Consider the following 21,550-nt stretch of genomic DNA (forward strand, 5'->3'; position numbering starts at 1 on the left):
CCTGCCCGGGCCACTTGCCAGAGGAAAAGGAGAACGCCATGTCGGGAACGCAGGACGCGACCGCAAAGCAGCTTGTGCCGGTAACGGTGCTGACGGGTTTTCTCGGCGCGGGCAAGACCACGCTGCTCAACCACATCCTCACGGCCGAACACGGCAGGAAATACGCTGTCGTCATCAACGAATTCGGTGAACTCGGCGTGGACAACGACCTCGTGGTCGATGCCGACGAGGAAGTGTTCGAGATGAACAACGGTTGCATCTGCTGCACCGTGCGCGGCGATCTGATCCGCATTCTCGGCAGCCTGATGAAGCGGCGCACGAAGTTCGACGGCATCATCGTGGAGACCACCGGTCTGGCCGATCCGGCTCCCGTGGCGCAGACTTTCTTCGTGGACGAGGATGTGCGCGGCAAGACACGACTGGATGCCGTCGTCACGGTGGTGGACGCCTACAACGTGCTGGCCACGCTTGATGAAAGCCCCGAGGCCGTGCATCAGGTCGCGTTCGCGGATGTCATCATCCTCAACAAGACCGACCTCGTGGACGAGGCGAAGCTTGAGGAGATCGAGAAACGTCTGCGTCAGATCAACGCCCATGTGCGTATTCATCGGGCTGTGCGCGGCGATGTTCCGTTGACGGATGTGCTCGATCAGGGCGGCTTCGATCTTCAGCGCGCGCTGGCCTATGAGCCGGACTTTCTCGAAAACACCGAACATTCTCACGAGGAGGGCGTCACCAGCATTTCCCTCTCCGTGAAGGAACCTCTGGACGAGGGGCGTTTCCATGCGTGGATCAGCGCGCTGCTTCAGGAGCAGGGCGGCGACATCCTGCGCACCAAGGGTATCCTCGATTTCAAGGGGCGTGACGAACGGTTTGCCTTTCAGGCCGTGCACATGATGGCGGATGGGGATTTCATCGGCCCGTGGAAGGCGGGGGAGCCGCGTGAGTCACGACTGGTGCTGATCGGGCGCAACCTCAACCGTCCGCGTTTGCGTCGTGGTCTTGAAAGCTGCCGGGCCTGAATGACGGTTTTTGAAAACACACCGCAAGGAGAGTGGACATGAGCGAGACGGGAGCGGGCTTCCCTTCTGTGGTGGAGAGTCGCGGCGCGGAGTGCACGATCGAAGGGCATGTGACGGCTTGCTGCGCGGCCCGCGACAATCGCAGCTTCGCTTTCGCGACCGGTGAGGGCGATCTGCTGATCGCGCCGCGCGAAACCCTGCGTGACACGGCCACATGGAAGAGCGTGCCCGCGCATGACGGTCCTGTCCTCTGCCTTGCGCCCGATGTGGCAGAAGCGACTTTTCTCACCGGAGGGGAGGACGGCCGCTTGGTTCGTTCCACTCCGGACGGGAAGGTGGAAGAACTGGCGAAGGCGCGCCGCTGGGTCGAGCATGTCGCGAGTTGGAGCGATGGCCGGAAAGGCCAGATTGCCTGTGTCGTGGGCAAGGACGTGCAACTGCGTGAGGCGGACGGCACCACGTTGATCCGCACGCTTGAGCACCCGTCCACCGTTTCGGGCATCGTCTTCGATGCAAAGGGCAAGCGGCTCGCGGCCTCACACTACAATGGCGCGTCCTTGTGGTTCGTTCATTCGAAGGACGGTTCGGCCCGCACGCTGGAGTGGAAGGGCAGCCATATCGGCATTGCCCTGCACCCGGGCGGAGAGGCGCTGGTGACGGCCATGCAGGAGAACGATCTGCATGGATGGCGCCTGCCGGACGGCCACAACATGCGTATGAGTGGCTATCCCACGAAGGTGGCCTCGCTCGCGTTCACGCGCACCGGAAAATGGCTGGCCACCAGTGGCGCGGATTGTGTGGTGATGTGGCCCTTCTTCGGTGGTGGCCCGATGGGCAAGCCTCCTCAGGAGTTGCCGGGTATTCCGGGGGTGTTGTGCACGCGCGTGGCGACCCATCCCACACAGGATGTCGTTGTGGCGGGTTTCGCGGACGGTCGCGTGCTGATGATCGACCACAATTCCGAACGTGTGCTGCCGGTGTGTGGTCCGGGTGGAGGGGCGGTCACGGCGCTGGCTCTCAGCACGGATGGCTGCACGCTGGGATATGGCACCGAGGAAGGTCGTATCGGGCTTGTGGATCTAGCCGCGTCGGCCTGACGGGAGGAGCAGAGGCCAAGTCGTGCCGCCTGCTCACTATCCCTTGTTCGTCAGTAAAAAGAGTGGGGGGAGCGTGGTTCTGGCCTACGCTTCCACCCGTGTCCGAGTGGCTTTTGCTTTTGAGGGTTTTGCCGTGCCCGCTTCCTTGCGGGCCGCGCGCTTTTTCTTCGGGGAGATGGAAGGCACGGGTGTGCTTTCGTGCGATGGCGAAATGCCCGAAACCTGCTCGATCAGATCTTCGTAGCGGTTGAGGTAGTCGTTCATGCACAGCGTGGCTTCGGCCTCAGACCGGGCGGCTTCACGCAGCGCCTTGGCCTGTTTGCGGTTGTCCAGCAGCGTGAGCACGCTCTCGGCAATCCGCTTCGGCTCGATGAAAGGCGTTAGCAGGCCCGTCTGTCCGTCTTCGATAAATTCGCGCACGGGCGCGGTGTCGCTGCCGACAATGGCGCAGCCCATGGCCATGGCTTCCCGCAACGACCATGACGCCACGAACGGATATGTCAGATAGACATGTGCGTCCGAACGTTGGAGCAGGGCGCGGAAGCCATCGTAAGGCACCTTGCCGAGGAAATGGACGCGGTCGAGATCCAGCCGGTCTCCCACTTCGGAGAGCATCCGTTGTTTCCATGTGCCATGCGGCAGACGCGCGCCATAACTCACGCCATCGCCGCCCACCAGCGCGACCTGTGCCTGCGGGCATTTTTCAAGAATGGTCGGCAGCGCGCGCATGAAGACATGGAAACCACGATAGGGCTCCAGATCACGCGCCACATACGTGATGAGACGGTCTTTGGGCGAAATCGTCACATCCCCGAAAGTGCAGGTTGTGCGGGCTGCTTTCGGATTGGGACGACACAGGTCGAGGTCAACGCCTTCGCGGAGGACCGAGATCCGTGTCTGCGCCCAGTCGGGATAGGTGCTGCGTTGGAAGAGCGTTGGCGTCTGTCCCCAGCCGGGATTGTTGAGCGCCTGCAGATTGATGGCGTTCTTCGCCCGGATGCGCGGCAGCATTTCGGGCAGTAGGGGAAATTCAGGGTCGAAGCCCACGTCGTAATTGTCGGTGTGATAGAAAAATTCGAAATAGCCCAGAACGGGCACACCCGGAAACACGTCCTGCATGTTCAGCAGTTCGCCCCAGCCGTGATGCCCAAGGATGATGTCGGGCACGAATCCCAGATTTTTCAGCGTCATGGCGGCCTGCGCCACACCATCCGCGCGACCCAGACCGATGGCGAAATCCCGGATGCCGGGGTGACTGTTCGGTGGCGGTGTATGGGGGGCGCGGTAAATGACGCGCCGCACACCCGAAATGACGTTCTCGTTGTTCTCGCTGATGAAAACGATTTCGTGCTGTCCGGACCGTGCGAGGTGACGGATCAGGTGCAGGTACTGGCCGGGAAAATTCTGGTGAACGAAGAGGAACTTCACGAGGAATGTCCGTTTCCGAAGGAGGTCCGGCTCGGGGCGGCAGAACGCGCGGGCCGGGCGGGGCAGTTCCCCGTCTGGCGGCCGCGATCCCGCGCGGTCGCCTCATCAGAAGAAACATTTGTGGCGGAAGAGGTTGGGGCCAGTTCCGCCATCATGCGCTTTAGCGACGGGCCTTGCGGCCGCCGCGTGCCGTGGTGGTGGAACGCTGGGCCTTGCCGCGCGGTGCCGTCGTCTTGGGAGCGGCCTTCTTCGGTGTCGGAGCCGCAGCGGCTTTCTTGGTTGCGGGTTTTGTCGCAGCAGCGGCCTTGGTGACGACGCGTGGACGCTTTGCAGCGCCGCGGGGGGCGCGGCGCTCCGCTGCTTCCACAAGATCGGTCACTTCGTCGAGCAGTGCGAGATCGTCCCCAAGTTCCTCCTCGAACTCTTCGGCGGCTTCCAGCGCGGCGGCTCCGTCCCGCGAAACGATTGTCACGCGGAAGGCTTCGAGTGGCGCAAGGCTCTCGGCCTCGGCGGTTTCGTCCTCACCGATCGGGCCAATCGTGGTGCCATCCGTAAAGGTGGCTTCCACCTCACACAGATAATCCTCCGCGGCTTTACCCTTCAGGCGCACGCGCAGGCCGAGGATGGGCAGCGCCATGCCACGGCTGCCGCAATACTGACCGCCTTCGGTCCACGGGGAGAGCCAGCCTTTGCCCAGAACGGCCTGATATTCGATATCGGCTGCGGAAATCGGACCCGTGGGCGCAATGCCGAAGCCCTCGATCCACGCGCGGCTGCCCGGCGTGCCCATCCATTCTCCCAGACGCGCGCCGACATCGCCGCGCCGCTGGATATGAGCCGCCACTTCGGGAAGATTGTTCGGATCGAACTGCGCGGAAGCCTGCGCCGCCTGCTGGCCCGGCTGGGCTGCGGCAAGACGCGCGGCCTGCATCGTTGCGTCGGCTGCGGTGGCCGACTGCGCGGTGGCGTCACTCAGGCGCACGACCTGAAGGCGCGGGGCGTCATGCGGGCTGCCCGGCTCCTGATACACCGTGACCAGAACCTGCGCCGGCCCCTGCGTTACGCGGATGAGGGCGGCGTTGTTGCTGCCACCCAGCCAGCCGGTGTCATCGAAGGTGGAAATGGTGAGGCTGCTGTTGGACAGCGGCGGCTGCGTAAGGCGCACGCCCGGCAGGCCGCGGGGGCTGGGAGGTTCCTGCGCGGGGACGTGAAAGACGCAGAATAATCCTTGGTCCAATGTCATCAGGTGACCTGACACCTTGAGATCGGTGATGCGGTTCTGATTGGGAGTCTGGCCACTCTGGGACATAAAGTTCGTTCCGTAAGTTGCGCGCATCGGGGCACGGAGTGCCCGTTTTGCGTTTCATGAAATGCCGGGAAACCGAAAAAAGAAAGACGCTTAAATCTCCTGTTGCTGACAGGTCGCCTGTCATGCGGATTTCGGGACCGGACGCTGACATAGTGTGGTCAATATCACGTTAAGTCGTTGTAACGATACACCGAGGGGCAGGATGTGTCCTCTTCCCGTGCGGCGTATCCGTTCGGCAACAGCCCCCAGATCGAACGCCGCCACAGGCAGCCCCGCGCGCCACGCAACCCCGAGGGCGAGACACCATGTCTCAGGCCAGACGGAGGGAATGAAGCCGTAATCGGCCTGCTGGGCGCGGATCAGGGCTATCGCTTCATGTTCTTGGTAAGCACCGGTGACATGCACATGGCCGGTCGCCATCAGCGCCGCGTCATCAGGCGTATGGCCGACAATCACATATTCCAACGGCAGGTTACGGGCCTGCGCATCGCGCGCGGCAGCCAGAAGCACATCGTAACCCTTCTCACGCCCAATCGCGCCCACCACGCAGACGCGCGCGCGTCCCGGTGTGCGTGGCAGGCCGATCAGCGGAGCGGAGTGTGGCGTAAGAGCCGCGAACTGCGAGAGATCCAGATCGGGACGGTCATCTTCCAGTTCCGCCACGCGAAACGACAGAGGTGGGAAATGTCGTTTCATGCGTTGGGCCGCATCATTGGACGGAACGATGATGCGGCGCGCGTCCGCCAGTTCCCGTCTGGACCGCGCGACGTAAGCGGCCACGGGAAGATCGTCGTCCACATTGCGACCGAGAGCCGTCACGCAGCGTTCGCATTCCGCAATAGGCGGCTCCCCGCAATAGCGTCCTTCGACGCCCATCAGGGCGATGCGCGGACAGAACCAGATATAATCATGAACATACACATCGTAGGGTACGCCAAGTTCGGCGGCGAGTTCCCGCATGGCCATGTGATGACCGCTGGCATGGTGCCATTCCACGTGACTGACGGGATCGGCCATGAGCAGCCGCAGAAGCGTCGGCCCCTCATCGGGCAGACGAAAACGCAGATTGGGATAGGCACCCGGTGCCGGATCGGCTGTCGTCTTCTGTGAATTTTTTGGGTCGTGCGTATCGGGACGGAGTCCTTCAATTCGGCAGCCCCCTTCCACGGGTCGCACGATGATCGGCCGCAAACCTTCCGCCTCCAGTGTGCGGCAGCGCTCACGCACCACACGCTCGACCCCGCCGCCATGATCGTGCGTGACGAGGATGACGGATTTGCGGACCGTCGCCTTCGCGCGCGATTTTCCGCTGGAAGATTCCTTGCGCCAACGCAGCAGATCGAGCCGTCTCCGGGCCGCAAACAGCGGATCACGGTGGAGATGATCCTGTACCAGTCCGTCATAGCCGGGGTGAAGACGATTGAGCAGCGCGAGATTGCGGGCCAGAAGCGAGTCGCGCGCGGCTCCAAAGGACGCGGACCCGACATGCGCGACATAGGCGCCCGGTGCTGCGACGTTGCGCCAGCCGGACTGCCGGGCGCGCAGGCAGAAATCGTTCTCCTCGCCATAGCCTTGGGCAAAGAGGTCGGCGCGGAACAGGCCCGTCTCGTTCAGGCAGTCATGGCGGATGAACAGGCAGAAGCCATGCCCCGTTGGCAGATCGACCGCCATTGTGCCGTTCGCCGCGCGCGCCAGTGTCATCAGGCGGCGCGTCTGCGCCAATGTCGGTATGGTGTTTCCGGCAACTTCCGGAAAAGACAGGATGGTGGCGTCGTTGGAGAGAGGCGTCACCGTGCCGATATTGGGCGCGGAATACGCCACTGTGCGGAGTTCTTCCAGCCATTCGCCTGTCACCAACGTGTCGCTGTTGAGAAGCACGACATCGCGTGGTGCGGTGGGGCGCTTGTTCGTGCGCTCCGGGAGTGTGCCATCCAGCGCGAAGCGCAGGCCGATATTGGCGGACGCCACGAAGCCCTTGTTGACCGGGTTCGTAAGCAACGTGACGCGCCGATCCTGTGCGACATCGGCCAGAAGGGCCTTCATGCCGATTTCCGGTGAGGCGTCGTTGACGATCAGCACACGCGGACTGCCGCGCGAAAACGCGGGCAGGCTATCGAGCAGGCTGTCGAGACAGGCTCGGGTACGCGCGCCGTCGCCATAGACCGGCACGACAATCAGCGTGTCGGTTTGCGGTTTTGGTGGCGTGCGGGGGCTGTGCCGCATGGGGGCGGTCACGGGCACAGGCAGGAAGGGGGGCGGTGCGTCCGTAACGCCCTGTCTGCCGAGTGATGTTTCCCGTGCGTGATGCAAAGCCCAGCGGGCGGCGCGATCTTCCAGTCCGGCGTCGATCGGGCTGCCGGTCAGGTCGCGGCCGGTGGCGTCCACGACCCGCACCGGGCCGTCCGGTAATGCGCTCCATGGCACGGAAATGGCGCGGAACAGGGCCAGCGGGATGTCGGACCGTACGACCGACGCGGGCTCTTCGGCCGAAAACCGCAGAAGCTCCGTGTCCGTTGCAGCGTCCAGTAACCGGACCAGTGGTGGATGGTCAGGAGTGTTCGGATGCCAGATCCAGCCCGTCAGGCCAGTCTCATCCGGCGCGACGGCGCCTTCCACCCTCATGATGGTTTTGGGATGCAGGGGGGAGCCTGTCAGCGCCGCTCCGTCCAGTTGGACCTGTAGAGTGTGTTCGCTCCAGAAGGCGTCGCCGTCTTTCGATAATCGCGCCAGTGCGCCATCCATCCTGCGCAGCGGGAGCATTGTCCCATCGACCGTGGAAAAGGCAAGGCGGCGGCGTGCCTCGCTGGTAGATGCGAGGGCGATCCCCCCGATCCGCACAGCGCCGCTTTCGTCCACCCCGCACCATCCGGACAACCCGGCGGCGGCCGTGATCCGGTCGGCCAGATTCGCCGTATCGGAATCGCAGGCGTGGCGGGACAACGCATGGGCGAGGGCTGTGATGGCTTCATGGGTGCGTCCGGCAACAAGCCGCGCTCCTGCCAGCAGTGTCCAGACCTGCCGGATGTCATGCTGGCGGCTCAGATCTTCCAGCAGCGTGATAGCTCCCGCCACATGACCGCAGGCCTGTCGCGCCATGGCACGGAACAGCGCCGCGGTCGGGCTTTCGGGCGCCATGCGTCCAGCCCGTTCGAACCATCCCAGTGCGCCAGCCGTATCCCCGTTTTTCCAACAGGATTCACCCTGCCGGAATGAGTCCTGAGCCTGTTCGCTCGCCCATTTCTGCCATGCCACCCGATCCTCGGGCGTGATCAGGCCTGCGGGACGCGGGGCGGTGGATCGCACTTCTGCGGAGAGGGCGTCGGCGGCTTCTTTTCTTGCGCGTGGAGAGGCCCTGCTTCGGGCGACCCTAGCCAACGGACGGTGGTGGTGCAGTGGTGGCCTCTGATGCCTCTTCTGGGGCGCCGGCTTCTTCGTTCGTTTTCTTCTCTGCTGCTTCTTTGAGCGTCTGTTCCAATTGGGCACGTTCGATGACGGCCTGCGTGACGCCCTGTGCCTCGGCCTTGCGATACCAGTCGAGGCCCTGTTCGATGTCGGTATGTCTGGCAAGGCCGCGGCTCAGATAACGCCCGATCATGAGCTGGCCGGTCGCATGGCCCCGCTCAGCAGCCTGTCCGAACCAGTGCTGCGCTTTCGTGCGGTCTTCGGGGATGTCGTGACCGCCACCATACATGGCGCCCAGCGCGAACATGCTGCCGACATTGCCCTGCTCGGCCGACAGTTCGAACAGGCGCAGCGCCTCCGTGTGATCGACAGGACCGCCTTCACCCGAGACGAACAACTGGGCAAGATGGTGGCGCGCTTCGGACATGCCTTCGTCCGCGGCTTTCTGGACCCATGCGCGGCCTTCGGGCTTGTTGGCGGGAACGCCCCGTCCTTCCAGAAGCATGCGGCCATACCAGTACTGCGCGTTGACGACGCCTTCGGCGGCTTTGCGCATCCATTTTACGGCTTCCTGCTCGTCGCGATCCGCGCCCACGCCTTCGGCAAGGCAGACGCCGAAATTGAAGGCCGCGATCAGATCGCCGGAATGAGCGGCTTTTTCATAGAGGGTGCGGGTTGCGAGACGATCCTCGACACTTCCGCCACCCATCAGCAGGAGATTGCCCAGATCGGCTGTGCCGCCCGAGTCTCCATGCTCGGAGGCGAAGCGGAACCATTTTGCCGCTTCTTCTTCGTCCGGCATGACGCCAGAGCCGGTCAGATACAGCAGGCCGAGCGCGCGCGCGGCGGTGGCGTGGCCCCGCTCGGCAGCGAAACGATACCATGTGGCGGCTTCCATGTAGTTGGGGGGGAGATCTCCCCCGCGCGCATGGATGTCTCCCAGCATGGCCGCCGCTTCACGGTCTCCCGCCAGTGCGGCCTTGCGCAGCCACGTCTCGCCACGGACCATGTCCTGCTTGATGCCGCGCCCTTCGATATAGGCGAGTCCGTAGCGGGCCTGTGCGGAGCGGATGTTCTGTTCGGCCGCCTTGCCATAGGAGGCGACGGCGGCGTCCAGATCGGCCGGTACGCCCGCACCGCGCTCATAGGCGATGCCCATGAGATAGAGGGCCGAGCCGATATTGGCGTCGGCTGCGATCTTCAGGTGCCCGATGGCCTCTGCCAGCGCCTCATCCGTCTGGGCGGAATGAAGCCCTGCCAGCCCAAGACCGAGATGACCCTGCGCGCAGTTGGCGTCAGCGGCGCGCTGATACCAAACCAGTGCTTCCTCGGTGTTGCGCAGACCCTCGGGCGCTGCGGTGAGGATATAGCCGTAGAGCGCCTGCGCGTCGGCGGAGCCGGCTTCGGCGGCCATGAGCGCCCAGTGCGCGGCACGCGGATAGTTCGGTTCGCCCGTTGCGGCCTTGTTGACGTCGGAGAGATCGAAGGAGTCGTTCTCGACGGCTTCGGGCAGTCCCACCAGATAGAACGTCGCGAGAACGAACTGGGCTTCCACATGACCGGATTCGGCGGCTCGACGTATCCATCGCCCCCCTTCCACGAGGTCGCGCGGCAGGGCCTCGCCATCCAGATAGAGACGCCCGAGCCGGAATTGCGCTTCCGGCATGCCGGTCTTGGCGACGGCGCTGATTTCGCTCAGCGCGCCGCTGTAGTCTTCCTGTTCGAGAAGCTTGAGGCCGTGTTCCAGTCGCGCGGCGGGAGACCGGCGGGCGATGAGGCGCGAAAGCAGACCCATGGAGCGTTCTCCTCGGACACGGCACATGAGCAGACGACCGCGACCACTCCCGTGCCGGATAAGGAGTCTCGTCGCGCTGTGGAGCGATGAGGGCCGTTGTTACGGAGCTACGGCAGACCGCCCCCCGACCGCCACAGTTTCATTTCTTAAACATGAAACCATGGCGGAAAGAAGCGCACTGAAAGGAAGGCAGACCTCAGGGTTCGCGCATGCCATCCGTGACGAGCGGAATGATGCTGTTGAGCATGAACTGCATGACCGTACGCTTGCCCACCTGAATGTCGGCCGTGACCGGCATGCCCGGATGCGGATGGAAGAAGGACGGGACGCCATGCAGCGTGTAGCGATCGATGCGCAGCCGCACCCGGTAATAGGACTGGGACGCGCCAGCCGGATCGCTGCTCTGTGATGCTTCTCCTCCTGCTCCGGAAGACGGTTTTCCACCCTGGCCGGCGAAGGCGTCCGCGCTGATCTCACGCACCGTGGCTTCCGCGCCGCCATACTGAGCGAAGGGGAAGGTCGCGAATTTCAGTGTCGCCTTGTTGCCGAGTTGCACGAAACCGGCATCTCCGCCGCTCAGATGCGCTTCGACTTCAAGCCCGCTGCCCACAGGGACGAGCGTCATCAGTTCGCTACCGGTCGAGATGACCGAACCCACTGACAGCTTGGCGATGTTGAGGACGATGGCGTCCTCACCCGTGCGAAGGGTGGTCATGCTTTTGCGCAGCTTGGCTTTCTGGTAGCTGCTGCGGGATTCGGACAGGTGACGTTCGGCCTCGCTGAGATCGTGATAGATCTGGGCTTTCCACGTCTCCACGTAGTTCTGCCGCTCGGCGGCGAGAGCACGTAGTTTGCTGCGTGAACTGGCGGCCTGCTGCTGGGCGGAAATCTGGGAGCGCTCGGTTTCCATCAGTTCGCTCTGCGCGCCCAGTGTGGAGAGGCGGCTGCCCACCTGATCCTGCTGAAGACGCATGCGCATGCTGTGGACATCGCGTGCGACCTTGGCTTTGGCGGCATACATGGCGGCGTTGGCCTGATAGCCCTGAAGATCGCTTGTCAGAGAGGCGATCTGCTCCTGATAATTGTTCACCTTGGCGTCGAATTCGGCCTTGCGGCGCAGGAAATTCGCGGCCTGCTGCGTCGAGGACGGGTTCTGCGGATCGGGAATGTAGTCGTGCCCTTCCGCTTCGGCGGTCAGACGATCCACTTCCGCGGAATAGCTGTCGTTCAGCTCTTTCATGTTGGCGATGTCTGCATCGCTGATCGTCGGATCGAGATGTGCGAGAACCTGTCCCTTGTGGACGAAATCGCCCTCATGCACATCGATGCTGCGGATGATCGAGGTTTCCAGCGGCTGCACCACAAGCGTCTGCTGTGTCGAGACGATCCGGCCCGGTGTCGAGACGACACGGTTGAGCGGAAAGACCGTCATGACGATGACCGTGGCAAGCGTGAGCGAACCGATCAGCCAGGTGATGTACTCGGCCGAGGGCGTCGGTGGCATGTTGACCAGTGCCGCACTCGGAGAATGGAACTCCAGCAATTCTGGCGGCAGGTCTCCCGGCGCGAACGGGTCATCGGCTTGCGGAAGAAAATCCCGAGGCTTTTTGGTCTCTTCACCCTCGTTTTCGGAAGCCGGAACGATGTCCTGATTGCTCATGGGTCAGTCTCCTTCCGCGATCAGAGGCGCTGCGTCATTGCGGTCGGCGTCGGCATTCTTGCGGCTTTCGGTATGCCGGTTCTGCTGCATCCACAGCGTCCGGTAGATGGCGCAGCGTTCCAGCAGCACTTCATGCGGCCCGATATCGGCCACTTTGCCCTGTTCCATGACGAGGATCTGGTCACAGTTTACCAGCGAGGACAGGCGGTGAGACACGATGACCATCGTGCGCCCCTTGCCGATCCGTTCGAGGTTGGCGTTCACCAGCGCCTCGCTTTCAGGATCAAGGGCGGAGGTCGCCTCGTCGAGAATCATCAGCTTGGGATCCGAGATCACGGCGCGCGCGATGGCCAGACGCTGACGCTGGCCACCGGAAATGTTGGTGGAGCCCTCTTCAATGAAGGTCTCGTAACCGGCGGGCATGCGCTCGATGAACTCTTCCGCGCCAGCCAGACGCGCGGCGCGTACCACATCGTCAATGGTCAGGCCCGGCCGTCCTGCGGTGATGTTGTCACGGATGGTGCCGCGGAAAAGGAAGTTGTCCTGAAGCACCACGCCGAAGGAACGGCGCAGATGGGTCAGGTTGATTTCACGAAGATCCACACCGTCGAGCTTGAGGTAACCGGTGTAGGAACGGCTCACGCCCTGAAGCAGACGGGTGATGGTGGATTTGCCGGAACCGGAACGCCCGACCAGTCCCAGCATGGTGCCCGCCGGCACTTCAAAGCTGACATCGTTGAGCGCCTTGGTGGTCGAGCCGGGGTAGGAGAAGTTCACGTCGATGAACGACAGCGCACCCTTGATGCGCGGGCGCATGCCGGTGGTCAGCGCCTTTGTTTCCGTCGGCTGGTTGAGCACCGAGGCGGCCTCACCCAGCGATGCCGTGACTTCGTTAAGGTCATCCAGAAGGCGGGCGAGATTCGTCAGAGGGGAGGCCACCCGGCCACCGAGCATCATGAACGCCACGAGCGCACCCGCGCCCACCGAGGAGGCGCCTGTCAGCACCAGATAGGCACCGACAAGGATGATGCCGCGGTTGATGAACATTTCCAGCGGCATGCTCAGTGTGGAAGGCCAGTTGGACATGCGGCCCACGGCCAGCTTGGCCCGGATGACATCCGCCGTCCGCACGTCCCATTCCTGCTTGCGGGTGGGTTCCAGCGCCAGCGTCTTGATGGTGCGGATGCCCGCCACCGTTTCATACATCACGGAGGAGCGCTGCATGTCCGCGCGGATCAGCGCGCCGTACTGACGTCCGACCGGCCCCATGAAGACGACGATCAACAGACCGATCAGGCCTGATGTCGCAACTGTCATCCACGCCATCGTAGAACTGAGATAGAACAGGAAAGGCAGGATGACGACGAGGGTGAACAGGTCGAGGAAGGTGGACATCAGGCGGCCCGTCATGAAGTCGCGGACCTTATAGATGGCCATGACGCGACCGATGACGTTACCGGCCTGCTGACGCTCGAAATATTCCAACGGCAGGGCCAGAAGACGGCTGAACAGATGCAGCGATATCCGGGTGTCGATTCGGGTGGTGAGCACCAGCGTCAACTCACGGCGCCCGTAGGACAGCAGCACTTCGTAGAAGGACAGCACCAGCACGATGGCCGTGATCGAAATCAGGGTGGCCATCGAGTGATTGTTCACCACGCGGTCAATGACCTGCATAACGATCAGCGGCGGGAAAATCTGCAGAATACTGAGGGTCATCGAAGCGATGGCGATGTCGCGGAGCGAGCGTTTCTCGCGCAGCACCATCTTGGCGAGCCAGGAAATGTTGATCGGCGCGTCGGCTTCCGACTGGTCGCGGCGGCGCTTGATCAGCAGGATGTCGCCCGTCCACACCTGCATCAGGCGCATTTCATCCACCGGGACCGGTTGCTGCGCCTCATCGCCCAGCGGATCGCGCAGCCAGACGATGTTGTGACCGGCGTCGGCGTTGACCATGATGGCGGCTGAGCCGTCCTTGAGCATCAGCACGATCGGTGGCGAGTTGCTCATCTTGACGAGATAGCGCCACTTGATCCGCATGCCCTTGGCGACCGCGCCCTGCTCGTTGAGCCAGCGCGCCAATGTGGCCGGGGAGGGGCTTGTCTCGTCGGGGTCCGCCGCAAAATCGCGCACGTCGAGTTCGAGACCATGGAAGTGGGCGGCCGCGATGACCGCCTTCAGGCGAATCATGGCGGGAGCGACACGTTCTGAAGCGCCGGAAGATCCGCCCTGCGAATCGCGGGAGTGCCCATCCGGGCCGGGAAGGCCACGCGCGTTATCGACTGGAGCCACAGATCGTCCTCTACAAAAAACTGCCTGCGTCCCCCGTCGAATGGGAACGCTGTCCGGCCTCTACTACACAAATTGCACGCGGTCGCGACCTTCCGGACGATCTTTCTCATGAAGCGAGACAATCTTTTTGCCGGAAGCGCGCCAGAAATACGCTATGTTCACGTTCCTTTACCGCAAGAAGAATGATTTTTGGTTACGCTGTCGCCTCTACCGTGAGGATATCCTGCAACAGGGGATCGGCTTTTAGTGCCTCGCCCGTTTGAGCAACCTGATCGCGTGGCACGACAAGGACTACGCGCTGAAAAAACGGGCAGGTGCCGCGCGCGCGCGCCTGAAACCGCTCCAGCAGCGTCAGGGTGAGGGCCGGTCGCGCCACGCAGCACACGCAAGCCGGCGCATGGCCACCATTTTCGACGGAAAACGCGGTGGAGCGTGGGCGTCCCGCCCTCTCGGTCCGTGCCGGGAAGGGCAGGGTCTGCTGCCATCCTGTTTCCTTCTGGATGTCGGAGAGTGGACAGGTTTCGATCAGCAGGGATATGGCCCGCAGCCGCATTTCCTGGTCGTCCAGATCATCGGGGGCTGTGACGAAAAGAGGCAGGCAGGGCAGGGCGGACTCTCCGGAACGCAGGGTCGAATGTTCCCTCCCTATATCAGAGACTTAGTCCGTGCCGCCATTATCATGACCAAGGGCGTGGGATGTGTGGCGTTCTGGACAGGCTGGGCGGCCTCTGAAATAAGCGCCTTTCTTCTGTCGCAGTCATGCGCAGTTCTCCCAGCAACAGTCGATGGGGCCACCCGATGACCTCGCCCAAAAGCACCCGCCCCCCGCTTCTCGAAGCCCTGCGCGAACAGGTTCTGCTGTGTGACGGCGGCATGGGATCGCGCGTGCAGGCGCTCGATCTCGATACGGAGCGCGACTACTGGGGGCAGGAGAACTGCACCGAGATCCTCAACCTCTCCCGCCCTGAACTGGTCCGCGAAATCCACCGCGGCTATTTCGAAGTCGGCGCGGATATGGTGGAGACCAACAGCTTCGGCGGTTCTCCCATCACGCTGAGCGAGTTCGACCTTCAGGACCGTGCGCGCGAGATCAACCGCATTGCCGCGACCTTGGCGCGAGAGGCGGCGGACGGCTTCGATGACGACCGGCACCGCTACGTGCTTGGCTCTGTCGGGCCGGGCACCAAGCTGCCCTCCCTTGGAAACATCGATTACGACACGCTCGAAGCCGGTCTGGCCGAGCAGGGACGCGGGCTGATTGAGGGGGGGGTGGACGCCATCCTGATCGAGACCTGTCAGGACACGCTCCAGATCAAAGCCGCCGTCAACGGCATGAAGATCGCCCGTGCCGAACTGGGCACCAACACACCTATCTTTGTGCAGGTCACGGTCGAGACCACCGGCACGCTGCTGGTCGGACCCGATATCGCTGCCGCCGCGACCGTGGTGCAAAGCCTCGATGTCGATCTGATGGGGCTGAACTGCGCCACCGGCCCGCAGGAAATGGCCGAGCATATCAAGTGGCTGGCCGAGCACTGGCCGGGCCTGCTCTCTATGCTGCCCAATGCCGGTCTTCCGGAACTGGTCAACGGTCAGACGCACTACCCGCTCAGCCCCGAGGAAATGGCGCTGTGGATGGAGCGGTTCGTCATTGAAGACGGGCTGAACATCATCGGCGGTTGCTGCGGCACATCCACGCCGCATATCGCAGCACTCGACGCCATGCTTCGCAGCCGCGCACCGTCGGGCAAGCATCGTCCCGCACCCTCGCCCCGCACTCCGAACTGGGAGCCGTCAGTCGCCAGCCTCTACAGTCAGGTGCCGTTGCGGCAGGAGAACGCCTATTTCTCCATTGGCGAGCGGTGCAACGCCAACGGGTCCAAGAAATGGCGTGAGCTTCAGGAAGCGCATGACTGGGATGGTTGCGTGGCCATCGGACGTGAGCAGGTGGCGGAAGGCTCCAACTCGCTTGATGTCTGCACGGCGTTCGTCGGGCGTGACGAGAAAGCGGAAATGGATGAGGTCATCCGTCGCTTCACGTCTTCGGTGAATGCGCCGCTTGTGATCGATTCCACGGAAACGCCCGTGATTGAATCGGCGCTGAAGCTGCACGGTGGCAAGCCCATCATCAACTCGATCAATTTCGAGGATGGTGAGGACATCGCGCATGATCGCATGAAGCTCGCCCGCAAGTTCGGCGCGGCGGTCGTGGCGCTGACCATCGATGAAGTGGGCATGGCCAAGACGCCGGAGGACAAGCTCCGCATCGCGTCGCGTCTGGTCGCGTTCGCGTGCGACCAATATGGCCTGCCGCAGTCCGATCTACTGATCGACCCGTTGACCTTCACCATCGCCACAGGTGTGGAGGACGATCGCAAGCTGGGTCTGTGGACGCTCGAAGGCATCCGCATGATCCGGGAGAAGTTTCCCGACATCCAGATCATTCTCGGCCTATCCAACATCTCCTTCGGTCTGAATCCGGCGGCACGCGCCGTGCTGAACTCGGTCTTCCTCGACCACGCCGTGAAGGCGGGCATGACGGGCGCGATCGTGCATGTGTCCAAGATTCGGCCGCTGCATCTGATTCCCGCCGAGGAAGTGAAGGTCGCGGAGGACCTGATCTTCGACCGCCGCGCAGAGGACTACGATCCTCTCCAGAAATTCCTGTCTCTCTTCGAAGGACGGAAGGCGGCGGATGTCGCCAAAAAGGCAAAAGCCGAGACCGCGCCCGAGCGTCTGAAAGACCGCATCGTGGACGGTGATCGCAAGGGGTTGGAAGCCGACCTCGAGGAGGCGATGCAGGAGATGCCGCCTCTCGACATCATCAACAACGTGCTACTCGATGGCATGAAGGTGGTGGGCGAACTGTTCGGCGCGGGCAAGATGCAGCTTCCTTTCGTTCTTCAGTCTGCCGAGACGATGAAGGCCGCCGTGGCCTATCTCGAACCGCATATGGAGCGTGTCGAAGGGCAGGCGCGCGGGACGATCGTGCTCGCCACCGTGAAGGGTGACGTGCATGACATCGGCAAGAATCTCGTGGACATCATCCTGACCAACAACGGCTACCGCGTGGTCAATCTGGGTATCAAGGTGCCGGTGGCGGACATGATCGCGTCCGCCCGCGCCGAGAAGGCCGATGTTATCGGCATGTCCGGTCTTCTGGTGAAATCCACTGTCATCATGCGGGAAAATCTCGAAGAGATCGATCGGCAGGGTCTCGATCTTCCGGTCATTCTCGGTGGTGCGGCGCTCACTCGCAATTATGTGGAAGAAGACTGCGCTGCCGCTTACGGCACGCATGGGCGCGTGGCTTATGCCCGCGATGCGTTCGATGGTCTTGCGCTGATGGATGTGGTGGCGAAAGGCGGCTTCGATGATTACGCCGCCGCAATCGCCAAGCGTCGCGAGGGAAAAGCGAAACGCAGCGCCCCGCGTACACCGGAGGCTGCAGAGGAGCGTGGCTTCGGGCCAGTGGATGTCGGAGCCGCGCAGATCCGCCGTCGCCGTATCACGAAGGACGAGCCGGTCATTACGCCGCCGTTCTGGGGGCCGCGCACGCTTGAGGCCGAGACGAACGCCGTGCTGCCGTTCCTCAACGAACGCTCGCTCTATCAGTTCCAGTGGGGCTTTCGAAAGCAGGGCCGCTCGCTGGAAGATTTCCTAAGCTGGGCACGTCAGGAACTGCGCCCCGTGCTGCGTCGGATGCTGACGCTGTGCGAGGCGGACGACATTCTCAAGCCGCGTGCGTCCTATGGCTACTGGAAGGCGGCGGGGCAGGGGAACGATCTGATTCTGTTTGCCGAGGATGGCACGACCGAAGTGGCCCGCTTCACAATGCCGCGTCAGCCGCGCGAGGATGGCGAGTGCATTGCAGATTTTGTCCGCGATGTGGATGACGCCGAGCGCGACGTGGTCGGTCTGCAGGTGGTGACGGTCGGTCAGAAGGCGTCCGATATGGCGCGCGACTGGTTCGAGCAGAATCGTTATCAGGACTATCTGTATCTGCACGGCCTGTCAGTGGAAGTCGCAGAAGCGATGGCGGAATACACCCACAAGCGCATCCGCGCCGAGTTGGGTTTTGCGGGAGAAGACGCTCGCGACATGGAGAAGCTGCTGTCGCAGGGTTATCGCGGCTCCCGCTACTCATTTGGATATCCCGCCTGTCCGCGTCTTGAAGATCAGGAACCCATCCTCAAGCTTCTTGATGCGGAGAAGATTGGTGTGTCGCTCTCGGATGGGTATCAGCTTCATCCGGAGCAATCGACATCGGCACTGGTTATTCTCAACCCGAAGGCGAAATACTTTACCGTCTGAATGTTCGGTGGTCAGGAAGAAAAGCGATCAGGCTTTTCTTCCGTCTGCGGAGCAAGACACGGTCATGAGAATATCACCGAACTGTCACGCCGTAATGGAAACCTGCTGAATACAACACGACACCGGAAATCATCCGCTCTTGTCGGGATGGTCATGAATTCTTTTCGGATTTCCGATGTCGTTTCGCATGTTCTGCCGGACGGGGGTGCTGCTGGCACCGGCCCTGACGGTCTTTTTTTCTGCGCCCACTCAGGCGCAGCCGTCTTTATTTGAAGAAAAGAATAAGGACTTTCCGGCTCTCAACCATCGGTTCCGCGAGCCCGTGCGGCCGGATTACTGGTCATCGCATCTGGAAGAGTCGCAGTCATCCTGTGGCGCGGACGCTGTCCGTCGGTCCGGTCATACAGTCACGGCTGCTCTGCGGCTGGCCTATTCTCACAACCAGATATGGAATCCGCAAGAAAACCGTTACGACCCGGTGCGCCTGCGCTCATATGACAGCTGTCTGGCCGCCCCCACCATTGTCGTGTCTCCCGGTGATGATTTGCGGATCAATTTCCGCAACGACCTGCCCGCGGAGCCAGAAACGGAATGCCCGAAACCCCTGAACACGCCAGCATGTTTCAACAGGCAGAACCTGCATCTTCATGGCATGCACGTTTCGCCCGAAGGCCACGCGGACAACGTGATGAACACCGTGATGCCGCAGGGCGGCACATGGAACTACCGTTACGCCATCCCGGCCGATCATCCCGCCGGCACGTTCTGGTACCACGCCCATCAGCACGGCGCGACCTCCATCGGGGTGGCGAGTGGTGAGGAAGGCGCGCTTATCGTGCGGGGACAGCGGCGCTACGCTGACCGCTGGCGCAACGGTGGTGTGACGGACATCGACACTGTTCTGCACGATCGTTCCGGCACACCGATTGCCGATCGCGTCATGCTGTTCGAGCAGATCCCCTATGGATGTTTCGCGGACGCCGATCACAAGACGCTTCTTCAGGACAGCGCGACGGGTGTGTGGACATGCCCGAAAGGTCAGGAAGGCGTTGTCGAAAACTTCCGCAGCCAGTTCATCAGCAGCCGCACGGATGCGTCCGGTGTTTCGCGGGATGCGTGGGAACTGTCACAACGCTACACATTGGTCAATGGTGAGACGCAGCCTGTCATGCGGGCGCGGGTGGGTGCCGTCGAGCGGTGGCGCATGATCGCGGCGGGTGTGCATGACACGCTCAATGTGCAGATCGTTCGCGCCCGTTCGGGAAACGGGAGCCGTCGTCTGCATCTACCGGACTACGCGACATCCTCGAATGTCGGCATGACCTGTGACGGTGAAACCGTTGCACAGTATGAAATCGCGGCCGATGGTCTCACGCGCCACGACATTTCGCGTAAGAGCATCAACTATCTTTACCCGGGTCAGCGGAGCGACACGCTGATCACGTTCCGCAAACCGGGTCTTTATTGCGTCATCGATCAGGGTGGCGATACGCTCAACACGGTCATTCCCTATCGCTTACGCCCACAGGGCAAATCACCTTCCATCATTGCTGTCGTGACGGTGGAGAATGATCATGAAGAGCGTGGTGGAACACAGGACACCGATGCGCGGATACAACGTCTTTTCCGTGAAGGTTCGGAAGGTTTGCCGGCGTTCGTTCGTGCCCGTCTGGAACGGTTCGACCTCAGCGATTTTGCTTATTTCCCCGCTGGTGGCACACCGGGCAGCGACCTGTCGGGATTAAGCGTGACCCATTATCCCACGGCCTTTTTCGGATCCCTGACCATGCCGCTGGCGTCGGGCGTTGCCCTGCCGCCGGGTCAGCCGATGCCTGATGCCAGCATCAACGGCATGATTGGTCTGGTCCAGAACGGACTGGTCTCGGTGGATGGCGTCACGGCGCTGCCGTTCAGCATGGACCCCACCCATTCCTATCATGTGCAGTTGGGGGATGTGGATGAGTGGCGTATCGGCACCCATCTGATGGGACCGGTCGGCACGGCTGCGGGGCAGCACGTGTTTCATGTGCACGTCAATCCGGTGGAGATCATGGACATCATTGACGAAAGCACCGGAGATTCGATCTTCACATCCGATGGACGCTGCAAGGTGAAGTATCGTCTGGCGGATTCCGACGATGCGTCGTCCACCTCCTACAGTCCGGAATTCTGTGATCAACGCCACGTCTTCCGGGATTCCCTGTTCGTCAAACCCGGTTTCCAGACTGTCGTCCGTACCCGTTATGACGATTTCGAGGGCGCGGCCATGCTTCACTGCCATATTCTCGATCACGAGGATCAGGGCATGATGACGTATGTGACGATCGGCAAGGGCGAGATGAGCCACGCGATGTAGGCGGCGGCTCCCGCGCGGACAGGAAAGCGTTGCCTCCCATCCGCGCGGTTCTGTCTATCGCAGCAGGCGTTATTTCGCCTGACGGGCTGCCGCGATCGCTTTCTTCAGGTCGCTCTCGGAGACAGCGCCCGGAATGATGGTCTTCTCACCGATGATGAAGGTCGGTGTGCCGTCCACGCCCACCTTGCGGGCGAGGTCCATGTTGGCGCTGAGCACCGTCATGACGTCGGTGCTCTTCATGTCACGTTCCAGCCGGTCAGCATCGAGGCCGATGCTGGTGGCAATCGCGCGCACGCGCTCGAGCGAGGGTGTCTCGCTGTCGGTCATCAACGCCTTCTGGAACTTCAGATAGGCATTCTGGCGCGCGCTGGCGAGAAGAGCCGCCGCTTCAAGCTGGCTGTTGGGGCCGAGCACGGGAATGACCTTTTCCACGATGCGCACGTCCGGCTCGTCACGGGCAAGCTGATCGATGATCGGCAGCACCTTGCGGCAGTAAGGGCAGCGCGGATCGTAGAATTCGACCACAGTGACGGAGCCATTCGGATTGCCCAGCACAACATCGGTGTTGCTGCGGCCCAGCTTGTCGTTGTTCTGCTGCACGGCCTGAAGGCTGGCAGCCTGTTGCACGGCCTCGCCTTTGGCGCGCATGGCGGCCACGGCATCGGCCAGAATCGTCGGATCCTGCTTGAGCGCCTCGCGCACGATGGAGACGATTTCCTGTCGCTGCGCGGGTGTGAACGACCCATCGGCATGAGCGGGGAGGGAGCCGAGCAGCGGCGTGGCTGCCAGCGCGGAGAGAAGGGCTGCGGCGCGCAGCACCGGGAAGGAAAGACGTGTCATGCTCCAAGCTCTATCCCACGGCGCAGGGGTTGTGA

At 62.4% G+C, this 21,550-nt stretch carries 12 protein-coding genes; 4 read left to right on the forward strand and 8 right to left on the reverse strand.

All coding sequences use genetic code 11. The features are described from left to right. The first annotated feature begins 38 nt into the window (after window positions 1–38). Window positions 39–1,022: a CobW family GTP-binding protein gene (locus GOB87_RS00530; protein WP_166312590.1), complete on the forward strand. Its 984-nt coding sequence runs from the start codon at window positions 39–41 to the stop codon at window positions 1,020–1,022. A gap of 38 nt (window positions 1,023–1,060) precedes the next feature. Next, a complete protein-coding gene (locus tag GOB87_RS00535) occupies window positions 1,061–2,119 on the forward strand; it encodes a WD40 repeat domain-containing protein (RefSeq protein ID WP_166312591.1) in 1,059 nt (352 codons plus the stop codon). 84 nt (window positions 2,120–2,203) lie between these two features. Here the strand turns inward: GOB87_RS00535 and GOB87_RS00540 are convergent, their stop codons facing one another. The 7 genes from GOB87_RS00540 to GOB87_RS00570 all read right to left on the reverse strand — a co-directional run bounded on the left by GOB87_RS00540 (window position 2,204) and on the right by GOB87_RS00570 (window position 14,558). After that, a complete protein-coding gene (locus GOB87_RS00540; protein WP_166312592.1) occupies window positions 2,204–3,547 on the reverse strand; it encodes a glycosyltransferase family 4 protein in 1,344 nt (447 codons plus the stop codon). A 160-nt stretch (window positions 3,548–3,707) separates the two neighbouring features. After that, on the reverse strand, window positions 3,708–4,856 hold the full coding sequence (locus tag GOB87_RS00545; RefSeq protein WP_166312593.1) for a hypothetical protein: 1,149 nt from the start codon (window positions 4,854–4,856) through the stop codon (window positions 3,708–3,710). A gap of 120 nt (window positions 4,857–4,976) precedes the next feature. Next, window positions 4,977–8,159, reverse strand: coding sequence for a glycosyltransferase (locus tag GOB87_RS00550; RefSeq protein WP_264806181.1), 3,183 nt, complete (start codon window positions 8,157–8,159; stop codon window positions 4,977–4,979). Between the two features lie 64 nt (window positions 8,160–8,223). Next, window positions 8,224–10,053 carry a tetratricopeptide repeat protein gene (locus GOB87_RS00555; protein WP_166312595.1) on the reverse strand — a complete coding sequence of 610 codons (1,830 nt, stop codon included), beginning with the start codon at window positions 10,051–10,053 and terminating at the stop codon, window positions 8,224–8,226. A gap of 196 nt (window positions 10,054–10,249) precedes the next feature. Continuing rightward, window positions 10,250–11,713 (reverse strand): HlyD family type I secretion periplasmic adaptor subunit, encoded by a 1,464-nt coding sequence (locus tag GOB87_RS00560; protein ID WP_166312596.1) that lies wholly within the window; start codon window positions 11,711–11,713, stop codon window positions 10,250–10,252. A 3-nt stretch (window positions 11,714–11,716) separates the two neighbouring features. Next, a complete protein-coding gene (locus GOB87_RS00565) occupies window positions 11,717–13,903 on the reverse strand; it encodes a peptidase domain-containing ABC transporter (RefSeq protein WP_166312706.1) in 2,187 nt (728 codons plus the stop codon). A 295-nt stretch (window positions 13,904–14,198) separates the two neighbouring features. After that, on the reverse strand, window positions 14,199–14,558 hold the full coding sequence (locus GOB87_RS00570) for a hypothetical protein (protein ID WP_166312597.1): 360 nt from the start codon (window positions 14,556–14,558) through the stop codon (window positions 14,199–14,201). A 245-nt stretch (window positions 14,559–14,803) separates the two neighbouring features. Between GOB87_RS00570 and metH the strand changes: the two genes are divergently transcribed. Both metH and GOB87_RS00580 read left to right on the forward strand, forming a co-directional pair. Then, window positions 14,804–18,319, forward strand: a complete 3,516-nt coding sequence (gene metH, locus GOB87_RS00575; protein WP_166312598.1) for a methionine synthase — start codon at window positions 14,804–14,806, stop codon at window positions 18,317–18,319. A gap of 175 nt (window positions 18,320–18,494) precedes the next feature. Further along, complete coding sequence (locus GOB87_RS00580) at window positions 18,495–20,675, forward strand: multicopper oxidase domain-containing protein (protein ID WP_242006067.1); 2,181 nt, start codon at window positions 18,495–18,497, stop codon at window positions 20,673–20,675. Window positions 20,676–20,744: 69 nt separating this feature from the next. On the opposite strand, the gene GOB87_RS00585 is transcribed toward GOB87_RS00580, so the two are convergent. Further along, a complete protein-coding gene (locus GOB87_RS00585) occupies window positions 20,745–21,515 on the reverse strand; it encodes a DsbA family protein (protein ID WP_166312599.1) in 771 nt (256 codons plus the stop codon). Between the last annotated feature and the right edge of the window lie 35 nt (window positions 21,516–21,550).

Source organism: Acetobacter estunensis, from assembly GCF_011516945.1.
Lineage (GTDB): Bacteria > Pseudomonadota > Alphaproteobacteria > Acetobacterales > Acetobacteraceae > Acetobacter > Acetobacter estunensis.